Here is a 26253-nt window from a genome sequence, read left to right as displayed (position 1 = left end):
CAGCGGTGCTCAGAGGGGGCGGTGGCGACCGATCGAGAGCGCGAGGCCCGTCAGCAGGACGAGGGCGGCCAGCAGGCCGAAGGCGGCGCTGAGGTCGATGTCCTGCTCGCTCACCGTGACGTGCTTGGGGAGGTCGGCCAGCACCTTCGTCAGGCCGTCGGCGTCGGTGGCGGCGAAGTACGTGCCACCCGTCTTGTTGGCGACGTTCCGCAGGGCGGCCTCGTCGACGACGAGGAAGCTGCGGCCGCCCAGCGCCCCGGCCCCGGCACCGGTGAGGTCGCGGTTGCTCGGGACGGAGAAGCTGCCGTACTGGTCGCGCGTGCAGGCCATCTGGGTCGGGTTCGTCGTGCCGAAGCCGATCGGATAGACCCGCACCCCGCGCGCCGCGGCCTGCTCGGCCGCCTGGGACGGCGTCACGCCACGGGTGTTCGCCCCGTCCGTGAGCAGCACGATGATCTCCGGCGCCACGTCCACCGCTCCACCAGCGGGCCCACCGGCGGGCCCACCGGCCGTCGACCTCGGTGTGGGCGTCGGGCCACCGATGCCGGGCCCGTCCGTCGTCGGCTCGTCGACGGGATCCGACGGCGCCACGTTCGGGTCCAGCTCGGCGATCGCGTCGATCGACCGCAGGATCGCCGATCCGATCGTCGTCCCGCGGCCCGTCGTCACGGCATCCAGGGCCGCCAGGAGCTCGTCCCGGTGGGTCGTCGGCGCCACCGCCAGCTGGGCGAACCCGGAGAACACGACGAGGCCGATCTTCGTCTCCCCGTCCTGCCCCTGCACGAACGACCGCACGGCCGCCTGCGCGGCGCTCAACCGGTTCGGCAGGACGTCCGTCGCGCACATCGACCCCGACACGTCCAGGGCGAGGATGACCGTCGAGCTCGACGCCGGCACCTCGGCCCGCACGGTCGGCCGGGCGCTCGCCGCCCCCAGCAGTCCCAGGGCACCCAGCACCAGGACGACCGGCACGTGCCGCCGCCATGACCGGGCCCCGACACCCGCAGTCCTCAGCAGGGCGACGTTCGAGAAACGGACCGCCTGCCGACGTCGACGCCGCAGCTGCCACACGTAGACGCCGAGCAGCACCGGGACGAACCCGAGCACCAGCAGCATCCACGGCAGCCCGAACGTCACGTCAGATCACCCGCCCCTGTCGCAGGACCGACAGCGTGGCCCCGCCGAGCAGCAGGGCGGCACCGAGCGCCGCCAGCCACGAGGTCACCTCGTGCGGGACCGTCCGCGCCGTCCACGTCAGCTCGATCGCGTCATAGACCGCCGCCAGGGACGCCGCGTCCGACGCTCGCCGGTACGTCCCGCCAGTGGTGGCCGCGATGGCCTGCAGGGACGACTCGTCGAGGGCCGTCGCGATGCTGAAGCCGTCCACCTCGATCGTCGTCCCGTTCGGTGTCCCGAGCCCGATCGGTTCGATCCGGACTCCCGCCGCCGACGCGAGATCGGCCGCGCCGGAGGGCCCGGTGTCCGACGTGTCCTCGCCGTCGGTGAGCAGCACGATCGCGGTCCCGCCGTGGTAGCCGATCGGCGTCTCCCCGTCCGTCCCCTTCTCCGCGTCGCCGGGCGGCTTGACCGGCCGGCCGACGATCGCACCGAGCCCGCTGAGGATGCCCTGACTGAGCGACGTGTCCCCCGAGGGCTTCAGCCGCGCCACGGCGGCCAGCACCGCGGCCCGGTCCTCGGTCGGCCGTTGCGTCACGAGCGCGGACCCGCCGAACGCCACCACCGCGATGCGCACCGATGACGGCTGCTTCGCGACGAACGATCGCGCCGCAGCCTTCGCCGCCTCCAGCCGTGACGGCAGCACGTCCGTCGCGGCCATGCTGTTCGACACGTCGAAGGCGAGCACGACCGTGCCCTCGCGGTGCGGCTCCGCGATCGAGGCCACCGGCCGCGTCAGCGACAGCGCCATGACGGCCAGGGCCGCGATGAGCAGCGCGGGTCCCACGTGCCGCCACCGTCCGCGAGGCGGCGGCACCACGAGACCCTGTGCCGCCAGCTCCCGCCGTCGCGCCTCCGCGGTCTGCAGGGCCCGCCGGTAGGCGACGACGAGCAGCGGCACGACGAGCAGCCCCGCGAGCGCCCAGGGCCACGTCAGCGACACCCCGCTCATCGCCGTCTCCTCATCGCCGTCTCCTCATCGCCGCCACCTCATCGCCGTCTCCGGCGCCGCAGCTCCGAGATCCGCATGAGTGACCGCACGAGGTCGTCGTCAGTCCGCAGCGGGCACAGGTCGACACCGACCTTGCGCGCCCGGGCCTCGAGGTCCGCCTGCCGCGCCTCCGCCGCCGCGGCCAGCCGGGCCCGGAAACCGACGTCGCTCGTGTCGACGAAGATCTGCTCGCCCGTCTCCGCGTCCTCGACGTAGACCCCGCCCGCGTCGGGCAGCTCGCTCTCGCGCGGGTCGATGACCTGGATCGCCACGACCTCGTGCCGGCGCGCCAGTCGCGACAGCGGGGCCTCCCACCCGTCCGTCGTGATGAAGTCCGACACGACGAGCACGAGCGACCGCCTGCGCGCGATGCCGTATGCCGTCGCGAGCAGCGCCCCGAGGTCCGTGACGGCCCCCGAGGGGGCTGGGCTTCGGACGCGTCCTCGACGACCCGGCACACGGCGCACGCCCGGAGGGTTGGGCCCGGCGGTCTCCGCCCGGCGTGGGCCCCGTCGACGCTGGGGGGTCGCCGGCTCGAGAGCAGCGGCCCGGGCCTCGCGCCGGTCGAGCAGGGTCTTCGCGATCCGCAGCACCTGGTTGCGGCCCGACGCCGGCGGGATCACCGCGTCGACGCCGGTGTCCATGATGATCGCGCCGACCCGGCTCCCGCCGCGGGTCAGCACGTGTGCCAGCGTCGTCGCCACCTCGGCGAGCACGAGGTCCTTCTGCCGGTCCACCGGTCCGAAGCCCATCGACGCCGAGTGGTCGAGCAGCAGCCACGCCGTCAGCTCGCGGTCCTCGACGAACTGCCGCACGTAGGGCTCGTCGAGCCGCGCCGTGACGTTCCACTCGATGTGGCGCAGGTCGTCGCCCGGCACGTACTCGCGCAGGTCGGTGAAGTCGAGCCCCGATCCGCGGAAGAGGGTGCGGTAGTCGCCCTGGAGTCGCCCGTCGAGTCGCCGCACGACCCTCCACTCGAGGCGTCGCAGCAGGCGCTCGGCGCTCAGCGGGGCGGTCGCGCCCATGTCGAGTCCCCAGCAGCACCAGGCAGGCCAGCCCCGTCGAAGCCGCTCGTCCGCTCTCCCAGCGGCGCGGTCGGCACGGGCACGGCCTCGAGGAGCGGCGCCAGCAGGTCGTCGGGCGACAGGTCCTCGGCCAGCGCCTCGTAGGACAGCACGATCCGGTGCCGCAGCACGTCCCGAGCGAGGTCGCGCACGTCGCCGGGCAGGGCGTAGTCCCGTCCTCGCAGGAACGCCAGCGCCCGAGCGGCGAGGACGAGGTTGATCGACGCCCGCGGGCTCGCGCCGTAGGTCAGCAGCCGGGCCAGGTCGTGCCGGCCGATGCCCGCAGGATCGCGGGTCGCGGTGGCCAGCCGGACGGCATACTCGATCACCGCGGGGTCGACGTAGACGGCGTCCGCCTCGCGCTGGAAACCGCGCAGCATCTCCGGGTCGAGCACCTTGACCGTCGCGACGGCGGCGGCGATCTGCCGCTCGACGACGACGAACTCCTCAGCGGCAGAGGGATATCCGATGAGCACCTTGAGCATGAAGCGGTCGACCTGAGCCTCGGGAAGCGCATACGTCCCCTCCGACTCGATGGGATTCTGGGTCGCCATGACGAGGAACGGGTCCGGCGCCGGGAAGGTCTCGCGCCCGATCGTCACCTGCCGCTCCTGCATGACCTCGAGCAGCGCGCTCTGCACCTTCGCCGGCGCGCGGTTGATCTCGTCGGCGAGCACGAGGTTGGCGAAGACCGGCCCGAGAGAGACCTGGAACTCGCCCTCCTTCTGGTTGTAGATCCGCGTCCCGACGAGGTCGGCCGGCACGAGGTCGGGGGTGAACTGGATCCGCTGGAAGTCGCCGCCGATGGCCTGCGCGAGCGTCTTGACCGCCATCGTCTTCGCCAGCCCCGGCACGCCCTCGACGAGCAGGTGCCCCCGCGCGAGCAGCGCCACGAGCATCCGCTCGACGAGCACGTCCTGCCCGACGATCGTCCGCTTCACCTCGTAGAGCGCCTGCTCGAGCGCGTGCCGACCAGTAGGTGCGTCGCCGTCCATGCCGTCCTCCTGGTCGTTGCCGAGTGTGGTTCGCGTATGCCGTGTGGTTGTCCGTGTGGTTGTCCGTGTCGTCGCCCGGCCGGTTGGGTCGCCTCAGCGGGGCGGGCTGCCCGCCGCCCCAGCCGCCGTCGCGATCGGGACCGCGAAGCCGATGCCGACGAAGAGGCTCTGGTCGGTGGGGTTGGCCAGCCCCGTGACGATGCCGACGACCTGCCCGGCCTTGTTGAGCAACGGGCCGCCGGAGTTGCCGGGGTTGACGGCTGCGTCGATCTGGATGAGGTGCTCGAGCTTGCGGTTGCCGGTGACGCTCACCGTCCGGTCGAGCGCCGAGACGACCCCGGCCGAGAGCGAGTCGACGAGCCCGAGCGGGTGGCCCACGGCGAAGACCGGCGCCCCGACCGCCACCCCCGCGCCGAGCACCGCCGGCACGACCGTCTCCGGCAGGGTGGCGGGGGTCAGCGTCGCGATGTCGCTGTCCGGTCTGCGGCTCGCGATCCTCGCCGGGGAGGTCGTGCCGTCGGCGAAGGTGACGGTGATCGCGCTCGCCCCGTCGACGACGTGCAGCGCCGTGAGCACGGTGCCGTCGGCGTTGACGACCACACCGGCGCCCGTGCCCTCGGCAGGGCGGCTGTCGACGGTCTCCCGGGTCTGGATGAGCACGAGCGAGGGCGCGATCGCCGCGTGCGCGACGGACCCGTCGGCCGGGGCGGCCGCGTCCGCCTCGGCCTGCTTCGCGATGCCGCGCTGGACACTCGTGTCGACGTCGCGCTGGGTGAGGACGGGCGGTCCCGGAGGTCGCGTGACGGCATACGTCGTCACCAGCGCGACGACGACAACGAGCGCGACGAGACCCCACAATGCCCTGCGTGGCACCCGGGCCAGCCGGGCGCGGACGCGGTCCCACCGGCGGGGCGGCGGAGGTTCGTCCCGCTGCGGGGTGGGAGCGAGCAGGGGAAGCCGGGCACCGGCGGCGGCAGTGTTGGCGGCGGTTTCGACGGCAGTGTCGACGGCAGTGTCGCGTGCGGAGGGAGCGGTGACCCGTGCCACCTTCTCGACGATACGTTTCATCGACCGGGGCGGAAGGGGCTTGTCGAGACTTCACAGGATCACGCGAAGCAAGGACGCCGGCCCCGGCACACGGTAGATAAGGGGTATGTCGTCCGTCGGGACCCTCGTGCGTCAGCGCCTTGCCGACCAGCGGGATGCCCTGCGGCTGGCCGAGACGGCCGCTCGCGGGGGTGGTTCGTCGGGTGTGCACGACCTCCGGGTGGCGATGCGGCGCATCCGGTCGGTGCTCGCGACCTTCCGGCCGGTGTTCGACACGTCCGTGACCGAGCCGCTCCGCGCCGAGCTCAAGGCCGCGTCCGTGCAACTCGGGCAGTCCCGGGATGCGGAGGTCGCGGCCGAGATCACCGACCACCTGCTCGACGACCTCGCGCTCGCGGGGCGGGACGAGGATGCCGCCGTGGCCGGTCTGCGCGCCCGGCTGCGCCTCGACGCGACCGCCGCCGGCGACGTCGTCGACGAGACGCTCGACTCCACCGCGTATGCCGCCCTGATCATCCTGCTCGACGAGGTCGTCACGCACCCGCCCCTCACGGACGTGGCGCTGCGCGACGCCCGCCCGGTGGCCCGCAAGCGGGTGCGCCACGAGGCCCGCCGCTTCGCCCGGCTCGCGGGCGCAGCCCGGGACGGCTCAGACGGCGACGTCCGGGGAGCGACGGGGGAGCACGGGTCGTCGCCGCACGACGACGCCGACCGTGCCGCCCGGCTCCACGAGGTGCGCAAGGCGGCCAAGCGGCTGCGCTACGCGGCCGAGACCGCGCGCCCCGTCGGGGGCAAGCGGATGGGGCGGATCACCGACCTGTCCAAGGCGGTGCAGATGGCCCTCGGCGAGCACCACGACGCCGTCATGACCCGTGCGACCCTGCGCCACCTCGCCCTCGACGAGGCGGTCGGGGAGGCAGCTGCCTTCCTCCTCGGCCATCTCGACGCTGACGAGCAGCGCGCGATGTCGACCCTCGAGAAGCACGCCTGGCACTCGATCGACGACCTCCTGGACGAGATCGACGTCACCGCCTGACCGTTCTCCACCGCCTCGTCCGCGAGCCGGCACGAGTGGCTGGGAGCTGGCTCAGGGGTGTTTGCGGTTTCCAGCTGAGACGAGGCGCGGGACGGGCTGGTCCGGATGGGGGTCGTCGCCGACCTCCTTCTGGGCCAGCCACATCCGTGCCTCGAGCTCGTCGCGCACCTGCGCGTAGGCCGGGTCGTCGGCGACGTTGAGCAGCTCCTCCGGGTCGGCCTCGAGGTCGTAGAGCTCCCACTCCTGGGCGAAGCGGCGGTCGGAGCAGCCGGGCAGCCCGAGCCCGTCGTTGTAGAAGAAGATCAGCGTGTAGCGGTGCGTGCGATAGCCGTAGTGCGCCCCGACCTGGTGGCTGCGGTCGTCGTGCATCCAGTAGCGGTAGTAGAAGCCCTCGGTGTCCCGGTCCCGATCGCTCTCCCGATCGGCCTGCCCCTCAGCCGCGCCCGTGACGTCGCGCCAGAACGACCGCCCCTGCATGCGCGGCGGCACCTCGACCCCGGCCGCCTCGAGCAGGGTCGGCGCGATGTCGACGTTGGTGACGATCCGGTCGAGCGACTGCCCCGACTCGACGGCTCGCGGGTAGGAGAGCACGAACGGCATCCGGATGGACTCCTCGTACATGAACCGCTTGTCGAACCAGCCGTGGTCGCCGAGGAAGAAGCCCTGGTCGGAGGAGTAGATGACGATCGTGTCGTCGAGGTCGCCGCGCTCCCGCAGCCAGTCCGTGACGCGGCCGACGTTGTCGTCGACGGAGGCGACGCACGCGAGGTAGTCCTCCATGTAGCGCTGGTACTTCCACAGCGCTTCCTCGTCGTGGGTCAGCCCCTCGGGCACGGGCTGCTTGAGGTCCGCGGCCGTCAGGTGGTCGGCGACGCGCATCGCCGCCCGCCGTGCCGTGTCGGAGCGGCCGGCGAGGTCGTCGGTGAACGTCGCGGGCACCGGGATCGGCGCGCCCCCGAGGGCCCCGCCCTCGGCATACAACCCCTCGTGGGCGGCGTCCGGTTCCCACGGACGATGCGGCGCCTTGTGCCAGACGAGCACGCACCACGGCTCCTCGCCCGAGCCCTCGTCACCTGCGAGCGACTCGACCCAGTCGATCGCGAGGTCGGTGATGAGCTCGGTGGCGTAGCCCCGCTCAACCCGCAGCCCGTCCGGGGAGAGGAAGCGCGGGTCGTGGTACTCACCCTGGTCGATGAGCGCGTCCCACCGGTCGAAGCCCTGCGGGTCGTGGTCGACCCCGTCGGTGCTGCCCTGGCCCATGTGCCACTTGCCGACGAAGGCCGTGCGGTAGCCCGCCTCGCGCAGCGCCGTGACGAAGGTCGGCTGGGAGGCGTCGATGAAGGTGTCGAGCGTCGTGACGCCGTTGACGTGGCTGTAGGTGCCGGTGAGGATCGAGGCCCGGCTCGGCGCGCACAGCGAGTTGGTGGCGAAGAGGTTGTCGAGACGCACACCGGCGCTCGCGACCGCGTCGATGTGCGGCGTGCGGTTGACGACCGAGCCGTAGTTGCCGATCGCGTGCGCGGCGTGGTCGTCGCTGAGCAGGAAGACGATGTTGGGCCGGCGCGTGCTCATGAGCCGTCTTCCGTCGCAACGCTGCCCGTCCGGTAGGCGTCCGCGGCGGCCCGGATGCGCGCCACATACGCGGTCCACCACGCGTCGTCGCCCATCTCGTCGTGGTCCCGGCCGCCGCGTCCGTCGATCGACTCGCGCAGGACGTCGGCGTGCCCGGCGTGCTGCGACACCTCCGCGACGCACCGCACGAGCAGCGAGCCCAACGTCGTCTGCCGCCGCTCCTCTGGCCACCATGCCACGCTCGCCGGGGCGTCGAGCGGCAGCTCGCGCACGACGGCGTCGCAGTGCGCCCACACCCGGCGGTAGAGCGCGACGAGGTCCTCGCGCGACTCCTCGGCGGTCGCCCACATGTCGGCGGAGTCCCAGATCGAGCCGTCCTCGACCCACGGCAGCCGCTCGCCCGAGGGTCGGCCGAGGGAGTCGCCGAAATAGGCGAGCTCCACCCCGGCCACGTGCTTGACGAGGCCGAGCAGGTTCGTGCCGCTCGGCGTCAGCGGGCGGCGCACGTCGTAGTCGCCCAGCCCGTCGAGCGACCGCAGCAGGGCGTCGCGGCCCTGCTGGAGGTAGCGCAGGAGCTCATCGGTCATCCCCGCATCGGCGGGTGCGTTCGTCGTCGCGCTCACCCCACCCACGCTAGACGCCGCCGCCGACGACGCGAAGAGCCGGCGTATGCCGGGTGGCTGCCACTCAGGACGTCGCGCCTTCCAGCGCCCTGCCCTCGCGACGCGCCGCCGCCGGCGAGCCGGGGGTCGGTGCGAACCGCCAGATCAGGCCCTGCTGCATGAAGGTCCACGCGTTGTTGAAGAGCCAGTAGACGACGAGCCCCGCCGGCACGAAGACTGCCGCCGCGAGCACGCCCACGGCGCCGAGCCACGGCATGAGTCGCTGGACCGTCGCCATCCCCTCGGGCAGGTCGGCGACATCGGTCATCGGCAGCACGAACCAGCGCTGCGCGAGCAGGCTGAGCAGTGCCGCGCCGCCGGCCAGCGCCACCATGACGAGTCCCGCGGGAAGGCTGGCCGAGAGCGTCGAGCCGAGGTGGCTCGTCAGGTGCAGACCGGCGATCGAGGCCGTGGCCGCCGAGGCGACGAGCCCGGCGTCGAGCGCCCCGACCGCGTGGCCGGACGTGAGGTCGGAGAGGACCCGGTAGAGCGCATAGAAGAGCGGCAGCTGGAGCATCGCCGGCGCTAGGCTCCACCCCGAGACGCCGTGCTCGGCGTGGATCGCCTTCTGCTCGGCCCGCATCGCGGTGAGCTGCTCGAGGTCGCGGCTGCCGGCATACCTCTGGCGCAGCTCGCGCAGCTGGGGTGCTGCATGGGCGCGGGCGTGCGACGACCGGACCCCGTGGATGGTGACGGGCAGCAGGATCGTCCGGACGGCGACGACGAGCAGCAGGACGGCGAGCAGCCAGGCGCCCGCGGAGCCGGGGCTCAGACCGATCGCGGTTGCGACGTCGTGAGTGACCGCGAGGACCGCGGCGACGGCGTCGGTGACGGGGGACAACAGGGCAGGCAGGAAGTCAGGCATGGGTGAAGCTCCTCGGCTCGGCCCGCCCGTGACGGTGCGGGCCAGTTCTCGAACTGGGTCAGGGCAGTGCCCCGAACGCCGCGGGTGCGGCGGACGGGGTCAGTACCGACCCGGCGCTCGAGGACGCTGGGGACAGCTCGGTGCGTCGAGGGCGCACCAGTACGCCGTCGACGCGGGCACCGCGCCCGCCACTCCCGAGGGGTGGGCGCGCACCGGCAGCGGCTGCACCACGTGGTGACCGGTCGAGGCCAGCAGGGCCGTGAGCACGCCGACCGCGGCAGCGGTGAGGAGCACCTGGCCGGCGCTCGCGTCGGTGACCGAGCTGGTCAGTGACCCGAGGAAGACGACGACGGTCGCGGCGAGGCTCGCCACGAGGGCGGGCAGTGACGAGACGACAGGTGATGCGGTGGTGGACGACGCGCGGTCGCGCAGGACGCTCATGCGTCGCCTCCCTCCTCACCGGGGGCGGGCCCCGGAGTCACCACGAGCGTACGTCACCCCGCCTCCTCGACCACGACACTCGGCATACGAACGGATCCGGGTGCCCCGGGTGGCCCGGGTGCCCCGGGTTAACCGGTTGCCCGCGGTCTCGCGGGTCCGTACGTTGCGGCGCATGGCTACCCGTGTGCCGTACCGACCGCTGCCGATCGACCAGACGGATGTCGTCTACGACCACGGACCCGACTCGGTCCGGCGCGACGGCGTGCCCGCCGGGGAGACTCTCGAGCTGCGGATCGACGACAGCGCCACCTACCCCGGGACGTCACGGACGGTCTGGGTCCACGTGCCGGCCGCCTGTGACCCGGCCGTGCCCGCCTCGCTCATGGTCTTCAACGACGGCTGGTGGTACCTCGACCCGGAGGGTGAGGTCCGCGGCGGGATCGTCCTCGACAACCTCGTCCACACGGGTGAGATCCCGGCGACCATCGGGGTCTTCGTCGATCCGGGCGTCTTCGAGGACCGCGAGGACCCCGACGAGCGGAAGAACCGCAACGAGGAGTACGACGCCTTCGACGACCGCTACGTCACGTTCCTGCTCGACGAGGTGCTCCCGCTCGTGACGGCGCGCTGGGCCGTGAGCGAGGACCCCGACCGCTGGGGCATCTGCGGCGGGAGCAGCGGCGGCAACGGCGCCTTCACCGCGGCCTGGCTGCGGCCCGACCGCTTCCGCAAGGTCGTCGCCTACCTCTCGAGCTTCGCGCAGATGCCCGACGGCAACCCGTATCCCGCGCTCCTGCCGACCGTCCCACGCAAGCCGCTGCGGGTCCTCCTCCAGGCCGGCCACCGCGACCTGAACTGGGCCCAGCCCGAGTGGAACTGGCTCGCGGAGAACCTTCGCACCGCAGCGGCGCTCGCCGAGGGCGGCTACGACGTCCGCCTGGTGCTCGGCGACGGCGGCCACAGTGCCAACCACGGCGGCGTCCTGCTCCCCGACGCGCTGCGGTGGGTCTGGCGTGCCGGTGATTCGGACGGCGCCGCATGACCGCCCTCGACCGGGGCGCCGCTTGCCTGCTCGTGACGGGTGCACCCGGGGCCGGGAAGTCGACCGTGACCCGCCTGGTCGCGGCGACCCTCAGGCGCTCGGCCCTGCTCAACGGGGACGCCGTGCACGGCCTCGTCGTGAGCGGCCGCGTCTGGCCGCTCGGTGAGCCCGCCGACGAGGCCGCTCGGCAGGTGCGCCTCGGCAACGCGAACCTCTGTGCGCTCGCTGCCAACCTCGCTGACGCCGGCTTCACGCCCGTCATCGACTGGATCGTGCCCGACCGCGCGCAGCTCGACGGCTTCCTCACGGCGCTCGCGCCGCGCCGCGTCGTCCTCGTCGTGCTGGACCCGGGCGCCGAGGCCTGCCGGCAGCGCGACGCCGCGCGTCATCCCGACGAGCAGTTCGCCTTCGACGGCCACGAAGCGCTCACTGCGACGATGCGCGATGGCTACGGCGGGCTCGGCTGGTGGCTCGACACGTCCGCGCTGACGCCCGAGGAGACCGCCGAGCGGGTGGTCGTCCACGCATACGCCCTCGGTGGTGTCCCGGCCAGCGGGCGCTGACGAGCTCTGGGCTCTGGCAACGTCCGGACGCGGCCGGTCCCACCGTCCTATCCTCGGGACAGGGCGCATGTCCCGCGACCCTCGAGGAGGGCAGCCATGGCGGAGTCCGGCACCGAGCCCGGCCCGAGGCCCCGGCGCTCCCGGCCCACCCGGGCGGACCGTGGTGCGCAGCCCCCCCGAACGCCCCTGATGTTCGACCGCTTCGAACTCGTCCTCCTCTTCGTGATCATCACCATCGCCGTCCAGGGGCTCGTCGACGTGAGCGGTTCGGCGCTCGCCCGGACGTTCGCGCACGCGATCACGGGACTGTCGCTCCTCGCTGCAGTCCGCGCCACCGGTGCACGCCGGCAGTGGCGCCGCGCCGTGGACGTCCTCGTGGTCCTCGTCCTCGCCGTCAGCGCTGCTTCCGTCGCGGTCCGCTGGGGCAGCAACGAGTCGGCCGTGCCACCCGAGACGTCGTGGCTGATCGCCGCCGCGCTGACTCCGGTCCTCGTGGCCCGCCGCCTGCTCCAGCATCAGGTGGTGACGCTCCAGACGATCATGGGAGCCGTCGCGGCCTACCTGCAGATCGCCGTCGCGTACGCCTTCCTCTTCCAGACGGTCGACGCCTACAGCGCGACGAACTTCTTCGGCAAGGACACCCCGACGACGACGTACATGTACTTCAGCCTCGTCACGATCTCGACGGTCGGCTACGGCGACTTCGTGGCCGTCACCAGCTTCGGCCGGATGGCCTCGGCGAGCGAGGCGGTGCTGGGGCAGGTCTTCCTCGTCACCTTCGTGGCGCTCATCGTGTCGCGCTTCGGGGTGCACCTGCCGCTGGGTCGGCACGCGGACGACCCTCTCGGGCCCGTCGGCGAAGCAGCCGACGAGCAGTCCGACGCAGACGCTGACGGCGGGACGTGAGCAGGCTCAGGTGGTGGTGCCGAGGTCGATGCTCTCCCCGACCGACCGCTCCAGCACGACGGGTATGCCGGCCGGCAGCCTGCCGCTGAGTTCGCTCATGAGCGTCGTGGTCGGGGGCAGGTCGAGGGGGGCCCTGACCTGGATGACGAGGCTGAATCCGTGGTTCGTCACGTCGACGATCTCGGCCCCATGCGTCGAGGCCAGCCAGGTGCGCGTGCTCTCCGTGCCGATCGCGGTCAGCTTGTCGACGGCGAGCGCGATGAGCGAGTTGAGGACGACCGGCACGAGGACGAGCACGACGAGGATCGCGAACGTCACGCGCACCTTCCGTCGCGGCGGCCCGCCCTGCTGCTGGATCGACCTCGTGTAGCCGAGGGTGGTGAAGACGAGGCTCCCGGCGAAGACGAGCGCCAGGAAGTTGGAGAGGAAGAGCACGAGCGCGCCGAACGCCAGGCTCACGCTGCCCTCCGCCAGGCAGATGCCGACGACGCACAGCGGGGGGACGAGCGAGATCGAGATCGCGACTCCCGGCAGGATGGCGGCCACGTCGCGGCGCGCCAGCGCGATCGCGCCGGCGAACCCGGTGGCCAGCGCGCTGAGCAGGTCGACGAGCCGCGGGCTCGTGCGCGAGGCCACCTGCGGGTTGCCGAGCAGGTCGTAGGGGCTCGGCAGCAACAGCGAGAAGAGCGCCCCGACTGCGATGACCAAGAGCCCGCCGAGCACGACGAACCTCACGGCTCCGGTCCGCTCCCGCTTCACCAGGGCCAGTGCGGTCCCCATGATCGGCGTCGAAAGCGGAGCGATGATCATGGCCCCGATGACGGTCGCGGTCGAGTCCGCGATGATCCCGGCGCTCGCGATGCAGGCCGCGAGCAGCAGCATGGTCCAGTACGCCGACCGCTTCGAAAGCAGGTCGCCTTCGTTGAGGTCGAGATCCGAGGTGAGCTCTTCGAACGTCCGGCGCTGGTTGGCCGGGAGCACTCGGGCCCGGATGGCAGTGAGCATGGCGCCAGTGTGTCGGAGGGCTGCGGATGCCAGGAGCCGTTCACGGGACCTAGCACGGGCGCGGCCTACGATCGACCGCATGCCTGACCCGCTCGTGCGTGACGCCACCACCGACGACGCCGCCGCGTGCGCGGCGATCTACGAGCCCTACGTCACCGGGACGACGGTGACCTTCGAGACCGACCCGCCCGATGCCGCCGAGATGCGGCGCCGCATCGCCAAGGCGCAGGCGAGGCACGCCTTCCTCGTCCTGGAGGAGGACAGCGCGGTCGTCGGGTACGCGTATGCCGGCCCGTTCAAGGAGCGGGCCGCCTACCGGTGGTCGTGCGAGGTGTCCGTCTACCTCTCGCCGGACCGGCACGGGCGCGGCGGTGGTCGACGGCTCTACGAGGCGCTGCTCGCGCAGCTCAAGGCGCGCGGCTACCGGATGGCCGCCGCCGGCATGACCCAGCCGAACGAGGCGAGCGCACGGCTGCACGCGGCGATGGGTTTCGAGCCGATCGGGACCTACCGCGGCATCGGCTGGAAGTTCGGTGCCGCGCGAGACGTCACGTGGGTCCAGCGACCCCTGGGCGACCCGGTGACCCCGGGGCAGGACCCACCCGAGCCAACCTGACACTCGCGCAAGTCCGCCGGGGTGGACCTGGTGAGCTCGGGAGGGGCCAGATCACCGCATCAAGTCCGCCGGGGTGGACTTGCGCGAGGTCGGGGGGCCAGATCACCGCATCAAGTCCGCCGGGGTGGACTTGCGCGAGGTCGGGGGGCCAGATCGCCGCGCCAAGTCCGCCGGGGCGGAGCTGGCGCGGCGATCCAGGCGGTCTCAGGGGAGGGTGGGGTAGTCCGTGTAGCCCTCGGCGCCGCCGCCGTAGAAGGTCTGCGGGTTCGGCTCGTTGAGCGGGGCTCCCTCGCGCCAGCGGCGGACGAGGTCCGGGTTGGCGAGGAACTCGCGGCCCACCGCCACGACGTCACCGAGGTCGCGCTCGAGGATGTCCTCGACCTCCGCGAGGTTCGTCACCGACGAGAAGCCGGTGTTGAGGATGATCGGCCCGCCGAAGCGCTTGCGCAGGTCGCGGACGATGTCGGACTCCGGGTCGCCGAGGATGCTGAGGTAGGCGAGCCCGAGCGGCGCGATGCCCTCGACGAGGGACTCGTAGGTGGCCGCGGTGTCGGCCTCGTCCTCCTCGAGCACGCCCTGGATGTTGTGGGCGGGCGAGATGCGGATGCCGACCCGGTCGGCGCCGATCGCCTCGGCCACGGCCTTGGTGATCTCGACGACGAGGCGCGCACGGTTCTCCGGCGAGCCGCCGTAGGCGTCGGTGCGCTGGTTGCTCGACGGCGCGAGGAACTGGTGCGGCAGGTAGCCGTTGGCGGCGTGAACCTCGACGCCGTCGAGCCCGGCCGCGACGGCCTGGCGCGCAGCGTGGACGAACTCCGCCACGAGCGCGGGGATCTCGTCGGTCTCGAGGGCGCGCGGGACGGCATACGCCTGCTGACCCTTCGCGGTCACGATCTCGCCCGGCGCGGCGATGGCGCTCGGGGCGACGCTCTCGAGGCCGCCCTTGTTGTCGGGGTGCGCGATGCGACCGGCGTGCATGAGCTGGACGACGACGTGGCCCCCGCCTGCGTGCACGGCGTCCGCGACGAGGCGCCAGCCGGCGACCTGCTCGTCGGAGTGGATGCCGGGGGTGTCGAGGTAGCCCTGGCCAACGGCGCTCGGCTGGGTGCCCTCGGTGATGAGAAGGCCGGCGCTGGCGCGCTGGCCGTAGTACTCGGCGTTGAGCTCGGTCGGCGCCTGGCCCTCGCCCGCGCGGTTGCGCGTCAGCGGTGCCATGACGAAACGCTGGGGGAGGTCCCAGCGGCCGATGCGGATGCTCTCGAAGGCCGTGGACACAGGCCTGCTCCTCACTGTCGGTGACTCTTGGGTGACTCGTTCGGTGGTGGTTGGCCGCAACCACCCGCAGCGGGTGGAGGTTTCAACTACTTGGGCGACAAGGCGCAGAGCCGGAGGAACATTCCCGTTTGTCCAGGGTTGCCGGGGGTTATCGAGGGGTTGGCGGGGGTATGCCGAAGGGGAGGATGCCGAGGCATCCTCCCCTTCGTACGGGCTCAGTCGCGGAGAACTCCGCGGTCACGCCCCGTGGGTCACGGCGCGTAGATGAAGCTCATGCCCCCGCTGAGGGTGACGGTGCGCGTGTCGTAGTTGTAGGCGCCGGCCGTCGCGTTCATCTCGATGATCGTCACCTGGTTGCCGTTGACGGCCGTGACCCAGCCGACGTGCCCCACGCTGGAGGAGCCGGCGACGCCGGGCTGCATGACGATGATCGAACGCGTCCGCGGCATGCTGCCCACGGTGTAGCCCGCGGACCGGGCGCCAGAGGCCCACGCCATCGCGTTGCCGGTCCAGCCACCGGGGTAGTAGCCCTCGGACTGGTACCACTTGTTGAGCGCGCCCCACGTGCACTGGCCCGGGGTGGCCCAGTTGTGCGACGAGCGCATGCCCGACGAGGCGCCGGGGACGGCGGTGTTGCTGCTCGACTTCGTCGACGAGGTGCTCGTCGTGAGCGTCGTACGGGTCAGGTCGCGCGAGGCGCGTGCGGCAGCGGCCTGGCGGGCGGCGGCAGCGGCCTGGCGAGCGGCCGCAGCCTGGGCGGCAGCAGCCTCACGTGCGGCCTTGACCTGGATGTCCTCGATGACCGTCGGCGCCGTCTTGGCGCCACGCTGGGCAGCGACCTGCTGCGCCGCGGGGGCGTAGCCGATCTTCGACAGCGCGGTCGGTGCGGCCGCAGCAGGCGCGTGGGCCGGGCCGACGGCGGCCGGGGCGGCGACCGTCGACAGGGTGTCGGCGCTGGCCGGGTTGGCGAAAGCGGCGACGAGGCCGCCGGCGGCGGCCACGACGGCTCCGGCCTTCATGGCCGGCTGAGCCGACTCACGAGCGAGGAGCCTGAGTTCGTAAAGGGAGTTGTGACGGCCCGGTGCACGGTGGCGGCCGCGGATGTTCTCTGAGTTCACGCTTGATGCCTCTCCGCGCCTACGAAGTTAGCTGTCGGGTTCGGGCGGAAAGGTGCCCGGGCTGCCTCCACCTCACGATCAGGTCGTGCGGCGGTGCGGTCTTCACCCCAAGGACATCCGAAATCGTTGCGTCGGACGTCCGGAGAAACGTGTGGTTCCTCCGCTCCTGTCACAAGGTTTGATCTCCCTCGCCAGGCGGTGACAGGACTAGGCGGTCCACCTCGCGAGAGCCCGACCTGGTGGCCGGGCTCCCGGAAGACTAAACGAGTCGACTGGCAAATGTCACGCCACGGTAACGACGCGGCGCCGGAGAGATCCTTGAATGTCCTCTTTGCAGGTCTTTGCCGCGGCTTTACCCGTCGCTGAATGAGACGTAGGTCACATGTAAACAGGCAACGGGGCGAGGGCCCACTGATACGTCGCTCCGTCCCCGTCCGGCGCATGCCGCCAGATAGGACGTGGCTCTCAGGTGACGGTGGAGAGGTGGCCGAAGACGACGACGTTGTCGCGGTACTCGTTGCGGCTGTCGGTCGGTCCGCCGCAGGTCACGAGACGGATCTCGGCCCGGGTGAAGTCGCCCTTGTAGACGAGCTCGGTCGGGAACTGCGTCTTCTTGAAGGCTGCGACCCGGTCGACCGTGAAGGTCAGGTGCGAGCCGTCGCGGCGGGAGACCTTGACGACGTCGCCCGCCTTGACCCGGCTCAGCTCGTAGAAGATGCCCGGCACCCCCGAAGGCGTGTCGACATGGGCGGCCAGGACGGCGGGTCCGAGCTGGCCCGGGGTGGGCCCGGCGCCGTAGAGCCCGACCTCCTGTGCCGTTCCCGGGACGGAGATCGTCCCGTCCCTCTGGATGCCGAGCGGCACGAAGTGTGTCGAACGCACGCCGATCGACGGGATCTCGATCCCGGTCGGCTCGGAGGCCTCGAGGAAGTTCCCGATGCCGCTGGCCCCACCCCTCGCGGGCGATGACGTACCAGGCACCGAGCGGGGTGCCGCTGGCGCGCCCGGCCCACCGGAACCGGGGGTCGCCGTTGGACCCGCGTCGATGGGGGCGGGAGGTGCGGATGCCGTGGGCACCGCGCTCCTCGCTCCCACCGCTGCGGGCTGCGGCCGACCAGGCGTTCCCCGGAGACCGAGCGTGAGCGCGACGATCCCGACGACGAGCAGGACGGCGGTGACGGCGAGGGCCGCCGCGGCACCGTGGGTGATCCGGTTGGTGATCCGGCCGGTGACGCGGCGACCGCTCGACGACGGCCGCTCGGGCTGGTCAGGCATCGAGCCGGCCCGGTCGCTCAGGCGCGCGTCCGCGCGCGACGGGCGGCGAAGACGCCGGTCCCGGCGGCCGCGAGCAGGGCTGCGCCACCCACGAGCATGAGCGCCTCGTTCTGGCCACCGCTCGTCATGCCGACGCTGTTCATGCCGACGCTGTTCATGCCGCCGCTCTTGAGACCGTCAGCGGCGAGGCCGCCGCCGGTGTGCATGCCGCCCGCGGGCGCGACGCGCAGCGCGCCACACAGGGCCGGGTCGGTGGCCTCGGTGGGGAGCGAGGGCATGAGGTCGCTCTTCGTGTCGCCGGAGTACTTGCCGTCCTTGTTGTAGTCGACGCCGTGGATGACGACGACGGACTCTCCGGCGGAGATCGCCTGGGCGACGTCGCTCGAGACCGCGATGCTCCCACGCTGGTAGGTCAGCTTGCCGCCAGGTGCGGTGTCGAAGCGGTCGATGGCGAGACCCGACTTCGGGCTCGTGTCGCCGGTCTTCGTCAGCGAGACGACGATGTCGCCGTAGGCGGGGCCGCCCTCGGTCGTGTTGAGGTGGCCGTCGCCGTTCTTGTCGTCGGACAGGCCGGGGCACTCGTGACGGGCTGCAGCGGCGAAGTGGATGTGCGCGGCGTGCGGGCTGTCGGCGAGCAGGCCGTTGGCGGCCATCGTCACGGTGATCTGGTTGCCCTTGACCTCGACCATGGCCGTGCCGCTTCCGTTGACGCCACTGCCGGCGACGGGCTTGAGGTTGGCGCTGACGAAGCCGTCGGCCGCGAAGGCAGGGCCGACGCTGAGGGCCAGGGCTGCGGCTGCGACGAAGCTCGCGCCGGCGATCCGAGTGGTGGTGGTGCGCATCTGTTTCCTCCTTGACGAGGAGATGAACCGTCCATTCCTGCTCTGCTTCAGACGGGGGTCGTCGTCGACCGTCTCCGCGCAGGGGTTCGCCACGGCAGGTCTGACTGGATTGGCGTTCCACCGAAATGTTTCGGCGCCGGGGCTCAGCTGTCGGACTGCTCCGACGCGGCAGCGCGACGCTTGAGGCACAACGCGGTGATCTCGGCGATCAGCTCGAGGGGCACCGGACGGTTGATCGGGAATCGCACGGTGTCCTTGGCACGTCGGTAGGGGCCGATGGCCTCCTCGAAGGCCGCGTCACCCGTCGGGACGGGGTAGAGCCCGACGTGGTTCTTCCAGCCGGCGTAGTAGACGAGCGGCTTGCCGTCGACGGTGAAGGTCGCCATCCCGTAGCTGATCTTCTCGCCCGCGTGCGGAGCCGCTTCACGAATGGCGCAGCGAACCCCCTCAAGCTGGGTCCGCGTCTCCTCGGGGTAGGAGGCGATGTAGTCATCGACGGACGCAAATCTCGGGGCCAATCCTGGTCCTCACCTAGTTCCGGACCGGTCTTGGAGGGGTCTAATCCGACTGTATTGGGCCAATGGGACGACCGCAAAAGCAAAGGGCACCAGACGAGTGAACGGTGAGACGACGACGAAATGTGCGGTGACTCGCCAGTCCCAGACATCCCCCAGACGCCCCTCGGACGAGCCTCAGAAATCCTCAGACGTCGACCCACTCCTCGCCGGCCAGGACGCGGCCGACGACACCACCCCGCCGGCGCCCGAGCAGGGTCGCGGTGGTGAAGTCGGCGGCCAGCCCGTCGAAGACGTCGTGGCGGCGCAGCATCGCGTGCTTGCCGCCCTCGACGGTGACGTAGCCGACCCGCTCGGCGGTCCGCGCGAGATCGCGTGCCACGGAGGCCGAGTTCGTCGGGCGGGCGACGCGGTCGTGGTCGCCGTGGACGACGAGGACCCGGCGGCCGGTGAGATCGAGGCGTCCCTCGGTCGGGTAGACCCACGGGTTCAGCGCGACGGCGCTGCGCACGCGCCGCTCCCCGGCGGCGAGCAGGGCCGCGCGTCCGCCGAGCGAGTGCCCGACGAGTCCGACCGGCAGGTCGGGTCCGAAACGGTCCGCGACCTGCTGCAGCGCCCAGCGAACGTCGTCGACGGGAGTGTGGTGCGCGTCCCAGCCGCGCGTCGAGTTGAGCAGCCGCAGGACGGCGAGCTCGCCCTTCGCGGCGCGGGCGATCCGGCTGGCGATCGGCACCATCCGCAGGACCGACAGCTGGGTCGGGCTCACCCGCATCGGGCGGCGGCGCGCCGCTCCGCCGTGGAGCACGAGCGCGATGCCGCGCGGCGCGCTCGGCGCCGCCGTGTCGATGAGCCGCGCGTGCGTCACGTTCCGCTCCGTCCTCCGGGGTGCGATGGGGTATGCCGTGTGCTGGGGTTCGTGGGTCACGTGCGGGGTTCGGAGACCGCGCGTCCACGGCTGGGTGCGCTCACGGCATACCCGATCGGTGTCGCCGGCAGGCGGCTGTCGAGGGTTGCTCAGGGGTTAGCTCAGGGGTTAGCTCAGGGGCTTGCTGACGGGCCAGCTCAGGGGCGCAGGAGCACCTTGATGGCGCGACGCTCGTCCATGGCGCGGTAGCCCTCGGCCACCTGGTCGAGGGGCAGCGTCAGGTCGAAGACCTTGCCGGGGTCGATGCGCCCGTCGAGGACGCGCTCGAGCAGGTCGGGCAGGTAGGTGCGGACGGGCGCCATACCGCCGGCGAGGCCGACGTTGCGGACGAACATCTGGCGTACGGGCAGCTCGACGCCGTGCGGGGCGCCGACGAAACCGACGGTCGAGCCGGGTCGGCCGATGCGGAAGGCGGTCTTCATCGACTGGTCGGTCCCGACGCACTCGAGCACGGAGTCGGCCCCGACCCCGTCCGTGAGCTCGAGGACGGCCTCGACCCCGGCGTCGTCGCGCTCGGCGATGACGTGCGTCGCGCCGAAGTCGCGAGCCAGCGCCTGGCGCGGCTCGTGGCGCGACATCGCGACGATGCGCTCGGCGCCGAGCTCCTTGGCGGCGATGACGCCACAGAGGCCGACGGCGCCGTCACCGATGACGACGGCGGTGCCGCCGGGGCGCACGCGCGAGGAGACGGCGGCGTGCCAGCCGGTCGCCATGACGTCGGCGAGGGTCAGCAGCGACGGGAGGAGGGCGTCGTCGGGCGCGCCGTCGGTCTTGACGAGGCTGCCGTCCGCCTGGTTGACGCGGACGAGCTCGGCCTGGCCGCTCTCGGTCCAACCCTGGTGGTCGCAGACGGACGTCATGCCGGCGCGGCAGTGCGGGCACGTGTTGTCGCAGTGGACGAACGGGATGACGACGAAGTCACCCTTCTTGATGTCGCGCACGTCGCCGCCGATCTCCTCGACGACGCCCACGGCCTCGTGGCCGATCGTCGAGCCGGGCGTGATCGGGTTGGCGCCGCGGTAGGGCCAGAGGTCCGAGCCGCAGATGCAGCCGGCCACGACGCGCACGATGGCGTCGGTGGGCTCCTCGATGGTCGGGTCGGGGACGTCGGTCAGGCGGATGTCGCCGGGGGCATGGATCGTCGTCGCGCGCATGGCGCCCATCCTTGTCCCGATCGGGACTCCGACTCAAACCCTCAGCCGCGGGAGCGCAGGCGCAGGTTGGGCAGGCCGGGGGCGGGGAGGGTGTGGTCCCAGGCGTCCGGGAAGGTGCCGTAGGCCTCGGAGCCGCCCGTCTCGCACGCCTGCTGCCACGCCTCGCGGAAGCCGACGACCTCGTCGTGGCTGCGGCCGATGAAGTTCCACCACATGACGATCTGCTCACCGAACGGCGCTCCGCCGAGGACGAGGAAGCGCGCCGGCTCGTCGGGGCCGGCCTCGACGGTGATCCGCCGGATGCCGCTGGCATGGAAGACGATCTCGCCCGGCTTGGCCGTCGCCTCGCCGACCGTGAGCAGCCCGGTGTCGCAGAGCAGCCCGTGCTCGTGCGCCGGATCGACCTCGAAGGTCAGCGTGGCCCCGGCGTCCAGCGTCACCTCGGCACCGACGAGGTCGGAGAACATCGTCACCGGCGAGGTCTGGCCGAAGAGCGTGCCGAGGAAGACGAGGACGCGGGCACCGTCGACCTCGGACACCGGCGGTGCGTAGTGCTCGAAGCCCGGGGCGGTGAACCGGTCGGCGTCGGGCAGCGCGACCCAGAGCTGTGCGCCGTGGAGGACCGTCGTCCCGGGCGTCGAGTACTCCGAGTGGGCGATACCGGACCCGGCGGTCATGATGTTGAGCTCGCCGGGGCGGACGAACGCGTGCACGCCCGTGGTGTCACGGTGCTCGACCTCGCCGGTGAAGAGCCATGAGACCGTCTGCAGGCCGGTGTGCGGGTGGCCGGGCACGACCATGCCGCCGGTCTGGGAGACGTCGTCGGGTCCGTAGTGGTCGACGAAGCACCACGCGCCGATCAGGGAGCGCTCCCGCTGGGGAAGGCTGCGGCGGACCGGCATGGCGCGCGGACCGCCGAGCGGCACCTCCCGGAAGGGCAGCACGACGGCGGTGGCAGGGCCCGAGCCGTCGGCGCCGCAGACGACCTCGGTGGGGTGCCGCTCTGGATTGCTCACTCGATCAGGCTAGGCCGCGCTCGCGGATCGGCGCTCGCAGATCAGGTTGGTACCTTCGCCGCATGACCGACCCCACCGCCACCGCTCCCGCCACCGAACGCTGGTCGGCGTGGCGAGTCGTCTGGTGGTTCGGCTTCGTCAGCCTGGCTGCCGACATGGTCTACGAGGGCGCGCGCTCGATGTACGGGCCGCTGCTGGCCTCCCTCGGGGCGACCGCGCTCGTCGTGGGCCTCGTGACCGGGGCCGGCGAGGCGATGGCTCTCGTGCTGCGCCTGGTCTTCGGGCCGCTCGCCGACCGGACCGGGCGCTACTGGGGCCTGACGATGGCCGGCTACGGCCTCACCGCCGTCTGCGTGCCGCTGCTCGCCGTGACCCCGTTCGTCGGCGGTGCGGGCCTCGTGCTGGCCTCCGTCCTCATCCTCCTCGAGCGCTCGGGCAAGGCGGTCCGCAGCCCGTCGAAGTCGGCGCTCCTGGCCCACGTCGCGTCGGCGGTCGGTCGCGGTCGTGGCTTCGGCGTGCACAAGGCGCTCGACCAGGTCGGGGCCTTCGCCGGGCCGCTGCTCGTCGCCGGAGTCATCGCGGCGACGGGCGCCATCTGGCCGAGCATGGCGGTCCTCGCCATCCCGGGAGCGGTGGCCATGCTGCTGCTGGTCGTGATCCGCTCCCGCGTGCCCGACCCGTCCGTCTACGACACCGAGACGGGAGTGTCGGACAGTCCTGCGGCACAGCCGGTTCCGGCCGGCCGGGGGCTGCGCGGGTGGTTCGCCGACGCTGTCGGTTCGGGGCTGCCGGGCGAGTTCTTCGGCTACGCGCTCGCGGCCGGCCTCATGACCGGTGGGCTCGTCACCTTCGGGATCATCGGCTACCACCTCACCGTGGAGGGGCTCGTCCCCGTCGCGACCGTCCCCGTCGTGTATGCCGGCGCGATGGCCGTCGAGGCGCTCGCCGCCCTCGGGGTCGGGCTCGTCTACGACCGCCGCGGCGGCGCCGTGCTGTATGCCGTGCCGGTGCTCGTCGCGCTCGTGCCCCCGCTCGCCCTGTCGGGCTCGGTCGTCCTGTCGCTCGTCGGGGTCGCCGTCTGGGGCCTGGCCTACGGCGTGCAGGACTCGACGGTCAAGGCGCTCGTCGCGGAGGTCGTGGAGGCGCCGAAGCGGGCGACGGCATACGGCGTCTTCGCGGGGGTGCAGGGTGCGTTCGCGATCGTCGGCGGCCTCGTGGCCGGGTGGCTGTACGACCGGTCGGTGCCGGCGCTCGTCGTCGTCGTGGCGGTGAGCCAGCTCGTCGCGCTCGTCCTCCTGGCGCGCACCGTCCGCTCCGTGCGCCACCTCCCCCGCCCCGCCTGACCCACCCAACCCCCTGACCCACCTGACCCACCTGACCCCTGAACCGCAAACCCCGATCGAAAGAGCGATCCGACCGGACGGATCGCTCTTTCGATTGAGGGTGGGGGGTTTTGGGGTCTTGGTGGTGCTGGGTCAGTCGCCCTGGAGTGACGAGGGCAGGTCAGGCGGGCTCGGCCTGCCGGGTCAACGGCCCGAGCGCGATGAGGAGAAGCAGCGAGCCGAGCGGCCCGAGCCCCCACGGGAGGAGCAGCACTGCACCGGCCAGGCCGGCGAGCGCGAGCGAGCCAGCCGGCAGTCGCCCCTCGAGGGTCAGGGCGATGAGCGCGATCGCGAGAGCCACGCCGGTGAGTACGGCGCCGCCCGAGGACAGCGCCGAGGGGATCGTGTCGCCGAGCAGGCCGGCGAGGTGTCCGAGCCAGACGGCGCCCGTGGCGCCGGCGCCGAACGCGGCCAGCAGGACCGTCGGTGTCGCGAGCGGCAGGTGACGCAGGCGCGCGCAGAGTCCGGCCGTGAGCCAGGCGAACCCGCCGACGGACAGGACGAGGAGCGCACCCGCCGTGACGGACAGCGCACTCTGGTCACGGGCAGCGGCCAGGCCGCCCAGACCACCCAGGCCGCCCAGACCACCGAGGGGGCTGGTGTCGTCGAGCGTGTCGAGACCATCGACCCAGGCGACGATCCCGTGGGCGAAGAGCAGGAGCGGCGCGAGCAGCGCCAGGAGCGGAAGATGGTCCGCGGTCGTATGCGTGGTCGCCCGGCCCGGCGCCCGCGTGCTCGTGGAGGGCGCGAGGCTGGCGGGGCCGGCCGGGTCGAGCGTGCTCGTCGTCATGCCTCCAGCGTGACGGTGAGTGCGGACGGTGCCCATCGGGGTCGACCCCGAGACGCCCCCGAGCGTCCCCTGAGCGAAGCGCGCCGGAGGAAGCGAGCTTTTGCTCCATTTCAGAGACTTTGACCGTTTTTGGTCGTAACGTGCCGCTGAGGGGGCCGAGGTCTGGTTCCCGTCCGACTCTGATCAAAGGGGTAGAGATGTCGGTGCGCTTCAACGCTCCTCCGGGATGGCCGGTTCCGTTGCCGTCCTGGGCTCCGGGTGACGACTGGATGCCGGACCCGAGCTGGCCGGCCCCGGCGCAGGGGTGGACGTTCTGGGTCGTCGTCGAAGAGCAGGCCGTGCCGGATCTCGGCGAGGCCGACAGCGCCTACGGCACCGATCGCGAGAGCTGGCTCGCGAGCCTGCGCGTCCAGGGCTCGGGCGACGCACTGGAGGTGTCAATGTCCGGCGGCGCTCCCGAGCCGCCCCTGTCCCAGGCCCTGCTGTCTCAAGGAGATCCGGACGGCTCCTGGCAGCGGGACCTGCTGCCGGCACCGGCCGGGCTGGACCTCTGAGATGGACGTCCTGCTCAGGGTCGCACCCGAGGTGCGGCTCAGCTCCTCCACGTCCGGACTGCGTGCCTCTCTCGAGGGCAAGGGGACCAGACGCGAGACCGGAGTCGGGTCGCGCCCTGCCTCTGGCGAATCCGGCCACACCGCTGGCGAGCACCTGACCCTGACCGATCTCGAGGCTCGCGCCCGACAGGCCCAGGAGTCCGGCGACCTCCCTGCGCTCCGCTCGATCGAGGAGACGCTTCGCTCGCTCCACCTGGAGAACCACCCGCTGCGTCGCCGACCCGAGCCGCCGGACGCCGGCGGGCTCCCCGCCAAGGAACGGGCCATGCTCCAGCGCGCCGCGTTCCAGGCGGCGCTGCCCCGGGTGTCGGTGTTCAAGCGAGCGGCGCGCAATCAGGCCCGTGCCGTCGCCGAGACCGAGGCCGACAACTTCGCCCGCGCCCTCGACGTGGCGCAGGTCGTCATCGCCCAGCACCGGGCTGCCACGGTGGACGACCAGTGGAGCGCCCTCGCCGAGCACGACCACTGCGCGGTCATCGCCGAGCTCGACGCCGAGTTCGCCGCCGCCGGGTGCGGCTGCACCTGCATCGACGCCGGGTGGGACGCCGAGACGTCGCGGGGTTACGTCACCGTCGTGACCCGCTATCCCGACATCGACATCGTCGCCGAGCGTGGGCCCGGCTTCTCGTCGAGCGGCCGTCCGATGCTGCGCCGCCGCACCCGGGCCGAGCGCAACTCGCGCTACCTCAGTGGCCTCGCGTCGTTCGCCCTCGCTGCCGCCCGCCGGTCGATCAGCGTCGCCGTCGCGGCCGACGACGTCCACCTCGTCGTCGTGCGTCGGAGCGGTGAGGGTCTGGAGCCGATCTACGTCGGCAGCCTGAGCCGCGAAGCCATCACCCTGCGGCCTGCGCTCGCAGACCCGGTGCCGCTCCTGCTCGGGTCAGCGGTGCGTCCGCTGCAGTTCGACGGCCCCGCCCACGACCTCGTGGCCGTCACCCCGCATGACGACACCACCGACATCGTCCGACGGTGCGTTGCTGCGCTCGACGCCGAAGCCCTTGACGTTCGAGCCCTTGACGTTCAAGCCCTTGACGTTCAAGCCCTTGACGTTCAAGCCCTTGACGTTCAAGCCCTTGACGTTCAAGCCCTTGACGTTCAAGCCCTCGACGCCGAGGCCCTCGACGCCGAGGCCCTCGAGAGCGATGTCATCGCTGGCGAGGACTTCGAGCACTGGGAGGCCCACGGCATACGTCCTCGTCGGCTGCAGAGGGACTAGGTGTACCCGGTCACGACGTTGGTGACAGACGGCTGATCGGGGGGAGGCCTTTCAGGGCGGTGTGGCGTCGTCGAGTGTTGTACTCATGCAGCCAGGGTGCAAGGGCGGAGGCTCGCTCGTCGTTGCTGGTGAAGACCTGGCGGTAGGCCC

28 protein-coding genes and 1 riboswitch are annotated in these 26253 nt (G+C 72.1%); of the genes, 8 read left to right on the top strand and 20 right to left on the bottom strand.

Features of this window, described 5'->3' with window-relative positions; all coding sequences use genetic code 11:
• Nucleotides 1-9 precede the first annotated feature (9 nt).
• From AB4030_RS18385 to AB4030_RS18365, 5 genes are all read right to left on the bottom strand, one after another.
• On the bottom strand, nucleotides 10-1137 hold the full coding sequence (locus AB4030_RS18385) for a VWA domain-containing protein (RefSeq protein ID WP_442280657.1): 1128 nt from the start codon (nucleotides 1135-1137) through the stop codon (nucleotides 10-12).
• A 1-nt stretch (nucleotide 1138) separates the two neighbouring features.
• Complete coding sequence (locus AB4030_RS18380; RefSeq protein ID WP_442280656.1) at nucleotides 1139-2128, bottom strand: VWA domain-containing protein; 990 nt, start codon at nucleotides 2126-2128, stop codon at nucleotides 1139-1141.
• 38 nt (nucleotides 2129-2166) lie between these two features.
• Nucleotides 2167-3192 (bottom strand): DUF58 domain-containing protein, encoded by a 1026-nt coding sequence (locus AB4030_RS18375; protein ID WP_442280655.1) that lies wholly within the window; start codon nucleotides 3190-3192, stop codon nucleotides 2167-2169.
• Nucleotides 3171-4226: an AAA family ATPase gene (locus AB4030_RS18370; RefSeq protein ID WP_442280654.1), complete on the bottom strand. Its 1056-nt coding sequence runs from the start codon at nucleotides 4224-4226 to the stop codon at nucleotides 3171-3173. The genes AB4030_RS18375 and AB4030_RS18370 overlap by 22 nt, the downstream gene beginning before the upstream one ends.
• Before the next feature lie 93 nt (nucleotides 4227-4319).
• Complete coding sequence (locus tag AB4030_RS18365; protein WP_442280653.1) at nucleotides 4320-5273, bottom strand: S1C family serine protease; 954 nt, start codon at nucleotides 5271-5273, stop codon at nucleotides 4320-4322.
• Between the two features lie 106 nt (nucleotides 5274-5379).
• Between AB4030_RS18365 and AB4030_RS18360 the strand changes: the two genes are divergently transcribed.
• On the top strand, nucleotides 5380-6309 hold the full coding sequence (locus tag AB4030_RS18360; protein ID WP_442280652.1) for a CHAD domain-containing protein: 930 nt from the start codon (nucleotides 5380-5382) through the stop codon (nucleotides 6307-6309).
• 51 nt (nucleotides 6310-6360) lie between these two features.
• Here the strand turns inward: AB4030_RS18360 and AB4030_RS18355 are convergent, their stop codons facing one another.
• From AB4030_RS18355 to AB4030_RS18340, 4 genes are all read right to left on the bottom strand, one after another.
• Nucleotides 6361-7881, bottom strand: a complete 1521-nt coding sequence (locus AB4030_RS18355) for a sulfatase family protein (protein ID WP_442280651.1) — start codon at nucleotides 7879-7881, stop codon at nucleotides 6361-6363.
• On the bottom strand, nucleotides 7878-8504 hold the full coding sequence (locus AB4030_RS18350; protein ID WP_442280650.1) for a DinB family protein: 627 nt from the start codon (nucleotides 8502-8504) through the stop codon (nucleotides 7878-7880). Before AB4030_RS18350 ends, AB4030_RS18355 begins: the two co-directional genes overlap by 4 nt.
• A gap of 64 nt (nucleotides 8505-8568) precedes the next feature.
• Entirely contained in the window at nucleotides 8569-9408 is an 840-nt protein-coding gene (gene yidC, locus AB4030_RS18345) for a membrane protein insertase YidC (protein WP_442280649.1), read from the bottom strand.
• Nucleotides 9409-9507: 99 nt separating this feature from the next.
• Entirely contained in the window at nucleotides 9508-9849 is a 342-nt protein-coding gene (locus tag AB4030_RS18340) for a hypothetical protein (RefSeq protein ID WP_442280648.1), read from the bottom strand.
• A gap of 172 nt (nucleotides 9850-10021) precedes the next feature.
• Here AB4030_RS18340 and AB4030_RS18335 point away from each other — a divergent pair, with 172 nt between their 5' ends.
• From AB4030_RS18335 to AB4030_RS18325, 3 genes are all read left to right on the top strand, one after another.
• Nucleotides 10022-10891: an alpha/beta hydrolase gene (locus tag AB4030_RS18335; protein WP_442280647.1), complete on the top strand. Its 870-nt coding sequence runs from the start codon at nucleotides 10022-10024 to the stop codon at nucleotides 10889-10891.
• Entirely contained in the window at nucleotides 10888-11454 is a 567-nt protein-coding gene (locus AB4030_RS18330) for an AAA family ATPase (protein ID WP_442280646.1), read from the top strand. The genes AB4030_RS18335 and AB4030_RS18330 overlap by 4 nt, the downstream gene beginning before the upstream one ends.
• Nucleotides 11455-11643: 189 nt before the next feature.
• Complete coding sequence (locus AB4030_RS18325; RefSeq protein ID WP_442280645.1) at nucleotides 11644-12360, top strand: potassium channel family protein; 717 nt, start codon at nucleotides 11644-11646, stop codon at nucleotides 12358-12360.
• Nucleotides 12361-12366: 6 nt separating this feature from the next.
• Here the strand turns inward: AB4030_RS18325 and AB4030_RS18320 are convergent, their stop codons facing one another.
• The gene (locus AB4030_RS18320; protein ID WP_442280644.1) at nucleotides 12367-13365 is read right to left on the bottom strand and encodes a TIGR00341 family protein; all 999 of its coding nucleotides are present in this window, start codon (nucleotides 13363-13365) and stop codon (nucleotides 12367-12369) included.
• Between the two features lie 79 nt (nucleotides 13366-13444).
• Between AB4030_RS18320 and AB4030_RS18315 the strand changes: the two genes are divergently transcribed.
• Complete coding sequence (locus AB4030_RS18315; RefSeq protein WP_442280643.1) at nucleotides 13445-13981, top strand: GNAT family N-acetyltransferase; 537 nt, start codon at nucleotides 13445-13447, stop codon at nucleotides 13979-13981.
• A gap of 204 nt (nucleotides 13982-14185) precedes the next feature.
• Here AB4030_RS18315 and AB4030_RS18310 read toward each other — a convergent pair whose 3' ends face one another.
• From AB4030_RS18310 to AB4030_RS18275, 8 genes are all read right to left on the bottom strand, one after another.
• Nucleotides 14186-15256, bottom strand: coding sequence for an alkene reductase (locus AB4030_RS18310; RefSeq protein WP_442280642.1), 1071 nt, complete (start codon nucleotides 15254-15256; stop codon nucleotides 14186-14188).
• Between the two features lie 251 nt (nucleotides 15257-15507).
• Complete coding sequence (locus tag AB4030_RS18305) at nucleotides 15508-16275, bottom strand: CHAP domain-containing protein (RefSeq protein ID WP_442280641.1); 768 nt, start codon at nucleotides 16273-16275, stop codon at nucleotides 15508-15510.
• 103 nt (nucleotides 16276-16378) lie between these two features.
• Nucleotides 16379-16565: riboswitch (cyclic di-AMP (ydaO/yuaA leader) on the bottom strand.
• A 274-nt stretch (nucleotides 16566-16839) separates the two neighbouring features.
• Complete coding sequence (locus AB4030_RS18300) at nucleotides 16840-17649, bottom strand: sortase domain-containing protein (RefSeq protein ID WP_442280640.1); 810 nt, start codon at nucleotides 17647-17649, stop codon at nucleotides 16840-16842.
• A gap of 17 nt (nucleotides 17650-17666) precedes the next feature.
• Nucleotides 17667-18491 carry a hypothetical protein gene (locus tag AB4030_RS18295; RefSeq protein ID WP_442280639.1) on the bottom strand — a complete coding sequence of 275 codons (825 nt, stop codon included), beginning with the start codon at nucleotides 18489-18491 and terminating at the stop codon, nucleotides 17667-17669.
• 143 nt (nucleotides 18492-18634) lie between these two features.
• Complete coding sequence (locus tag AB4030_RS18290; protein ID WP_442280638.1) at nucleotides 18635-19009, bottom strand: iron chaperone; 375 nt, start codon at nucleotides 19007-19009, stop codon at nucleotides 18635-18637.
• Between the two features lie 184 nt (nucleotides 19010-19193).
• The gene (locus AB4030_RS18285) at nucleotides 19194-19871 is read right to left on the bottom strand and encodes an alpha/beta fold hydrolase (protein ID WP_442280637.1); all 678 of its coding nucleotides are present in this window, start codon (nucleotides 19869-19871) and stop codon (nucleotides 19194-19196) included.
• A gap of 197 nt (nucleotides 19872-20068) precedes the next feature.
• Complete coding sequence (locus AB4030_RS18280) at nucleotides 20069-21085, bottom strand: zinc-dependent alcohol dehydrogenase family protein (protein WP_442280636.1); 1017 nt, start codon at nucleotides 21083-21085, stop codon at nucleotides 20069-20071.
• Nucleotides 21086-21126: 41 nt separating this feature from the next.
• Nucleotides 21127-22101, bottom strand: coding sequence for a pirin family protein (locus tag AB4030_RS18275; RefSeq protein ID WP_442280635.1), 975 nt, complete (start codon nucleotides 22099-22101; stop codon nucleotides 21127-21129).
• A gap of 62 nt (nucleotides 22102-22163) precedes the next feature.
• On the opposite strand from AB4030_RS18275, the gene AB4030_RS18270 reads away from it, so the two are divergent.
• Nucleotides 22164-23444 carry an MFS transporter gene (locus tag AB4030_RS18270; RefSeq protein ID WP_442280634.1) on the top strand — a complete coding sequence of 427 codons (1281 nt, stop codon included), beginning with the start codon at nucleotides 22164-22166 and terminating at the stop codon, nucleotides 23442-23444.
• Nucleotides 23445-23604: 160 nt separating this feature from the next.
• On the opposite strand, the gene AB4030_RS18265 is transcribed toward AB4030_RS18270, so the two are convergent.
• The gene (locus AB4030_RS18265) at nucleotides 23605-24273 is read right to left on the bottom strand and encodes a hypothetical protein (RefSeq protein WP_442280633.1); all 669 of its coding nucleotides are present in this window, start codon (nucleotides 24271-24273) and stop codon (nucleotides 23605-23607) included.
• A 269-nt stretch (nucleotides 24274-24542) separates the two neighbouring features.
• On the opposite strand from AB4030_RS18265, the gene AB4030_RS18260 reads away from it, so the two are divergent.
• Together AB4030_RS18260 and AB4030_RS18255 are read left to right on the top strand one after the other, a co-directional pair.
• Nucleotides 24543-24827, top strand: coding sequence for a hypothetical protein (locus AB4030_RS18260; protein WP_442280632.1), 285 nt, complete (start codon nucleotides 24543-24545; stop codon nucleotides 24825-24827).
• A 1-nt stretch (nucleotide 24828) separates the two neighbouring features.
• Nucleotides 24829-26103 carry a hypothetical protein gene (locus AB4030_RS18255; protein WP_442280631.1) on the top strand — a complete coding sequence of 425 codons (1275 nt, stop codon included), beginning with the start codon at nucleotides 24829-24831 and terminating at the stop codon, nucleotides 26101-26103.
• A gap of 10 nt (nucleotides 26104-26113) precedes the next feature.
• Here the strand turns inward: AB4030_RS18255 and AB4030_RS18250 are convergent.
• Nucleotides 26114-26253 (bottom strand): integrase core domain-containing protein (locus tag AB4030_RS18250; protein WP_442280715.1); only part of this gene is annotated, 140 nt, incomplete at its 5' end.

This window comes from Terrabacter sp. 2YAF2, assembly GCF_052114705.1.
In the GTDB taxonomy this organism is placed as follows: domain Bacteria; phylum Actinomycetota; class Actinomycetes; order Actinomycetales; family Dermatophilaceae; genus Terrabacter.
Note: the sequence above shows the minus strand (reverse complement) of the source record. Positions and strands in the feature narration are given on the sequence as shown.

What these genes read in the sequence shown, in the direction of transcription:
- AB4030_RS18340 (WP_442280648.1), bottom strand. Translation starts at nt 9,849, where the DNA reads ATGAGCGTCCTGCGCGACCGCGCGTCGTCCACCACCGCATCACCTGTC.
- AB4030_RS18375 (WP_442280655.1), bottom strand. Translation starts at nt 3,192, where the DNA reads ATGGGCGCGACCGCCCCGCTGAGCGCCGAGCGCCTGCTGCGACGCCTC.
- AB4030_RS18370 (WP_442280654.1), bottom strand. Translation starts at nt 4,226, where the DNA reads ATGGACGGCGACGCACCTACTGGTCGGCACGCGCTCGAGCAGGCGCTC.
- AB4030_RS18380 (WP_442280656.1), bottom strand. Translation starts at nt 2,128, where the DNA reads ATGAGCGGGGTGTCGCTGACGTGGCCCTGGGCGCTCGCGGGGCTGCTC.
- AB4030_RS18265 (WP_442280633.1), bottom strand. Translation starts at nt 24,273, where the DNA reads ATGACGACGAGCACGCTCGACCCGGCCGGCCCCGCCAGCCTCGCGCCC.
- AB4030_RS18325 (WP_442280645.1), top strand. Translation starts at nt 11,644, where the DNA reads ATGTTCGACCGCTTCGAACTCGTCCTCCTCTTCGTGATCATCACCATC.
- AB4030_RS18300 (WP_442280640.1), bottom strand. Translation starts at nt 17,649, where the DNA reads ATGCCTGACCAGCCCGAGCGGCCGTCGTCGAGCGGTCGCCGCGTCACC.
- AB4030_RS18305 (WP_442280641.1), bottom strand. Translation starts at nt 16,275, where the DNA reads ATGAAGGCCGGAGCCGTCGTGGCCGCCGCCGGCGGCCTCGTCGCCGCT.
- AB4030_RS18355 (WP_442280651.1), bottom strand. Translation starts at nt 7,881, where the DNA reads ATGAGCACGCGCCGGCCCAACATCGTCTTCCTGCTCAGCGACGACCAC.
- AB4030_RS18360 (WP_442280652.1), top strand. Translation starts at nt 5,380, where the DNA reads ATGTCGTCCGTCGGGACCCTCGTGCGTCAGCGCCTTGCCGACCAGCGG.
- AB4030_RS18270 (WP_442280634.1), top strand. Translation starts at nt 22,164, where the DNA reads ATGACCGACCCCACCGCCACCGCTCCCGCCACCGAACGCTGGTCGGCG.
- AB4030_RS18330 (WP_442280646.1), top strand. Translation starts at nt 10,888, where the DNA reads ATGACCGCCCTCGACCGGGGCGCCGCTTGCCTGCTCGTGACGGGTGCA.
- AB4030_RS18260 (WP_442280632.1), top strand. Translation starts at nt 24,543, where the DNA reads ATGCCGGACCCGAGCTGGCCGGCCCCGGCGCAGGGGTGGACGTTCTGG.
- AB4030_RS18320 (WP_442280644.1), bottom strand. Translation starts at nt 13,365, where the DNA reads ATGCTCACTGCCATCCGGGCCCGAGTGCTCCCGGCCAACCAGCGCCGG.
- AB4030_RS18295 (WP_442280639.1), bottom strand. Translation starts at nt 18,491, where the DNA reads ATGCGCACCACCACCACTCGGATCGCCGGCGCGAGCTTCGTCGCAGCC.
- yidC (WP_442280649.1), bottom strand. Translation starts at nt 9,408, where the DNA reads ATGCCTGACTTCCTGCCTGCCCTGTTGTCCCCCGTCACCGACGCCGTC.
- AB4030_RS18335 (WP_442280647.1), top strand. Translation starts at nt 10,022, where the DNA reads ATGGCTACCCGTGTGCCGTACCGACCGCTGCCGATCGACCAGACGGAT.
- AB4030_RS18315 (WP_442280643.1), top strand. Translation starts at nt 13,445, where the DNA reads ATGCCTGACCCGCTCGTGCGTGACGCCACCACCGACGACGCCGCCGCG.
- AB4030_RS18280 (WP_442280636.1), bottom strand. Translation starts at nt 21,085, where the DNA reads ATGCGCGCGACGACGATCCATGCCCCCGGCGACATCCGCCTGACCGAC.
- AB4030_RS18255 (WP_442280631.1), top strand. Translation starts at nt 24,829, where the DNA reads ATGGACGTCCTGCTCAGGGTCGCACCCGAGGTGCGGCTCAGCTCCTCC.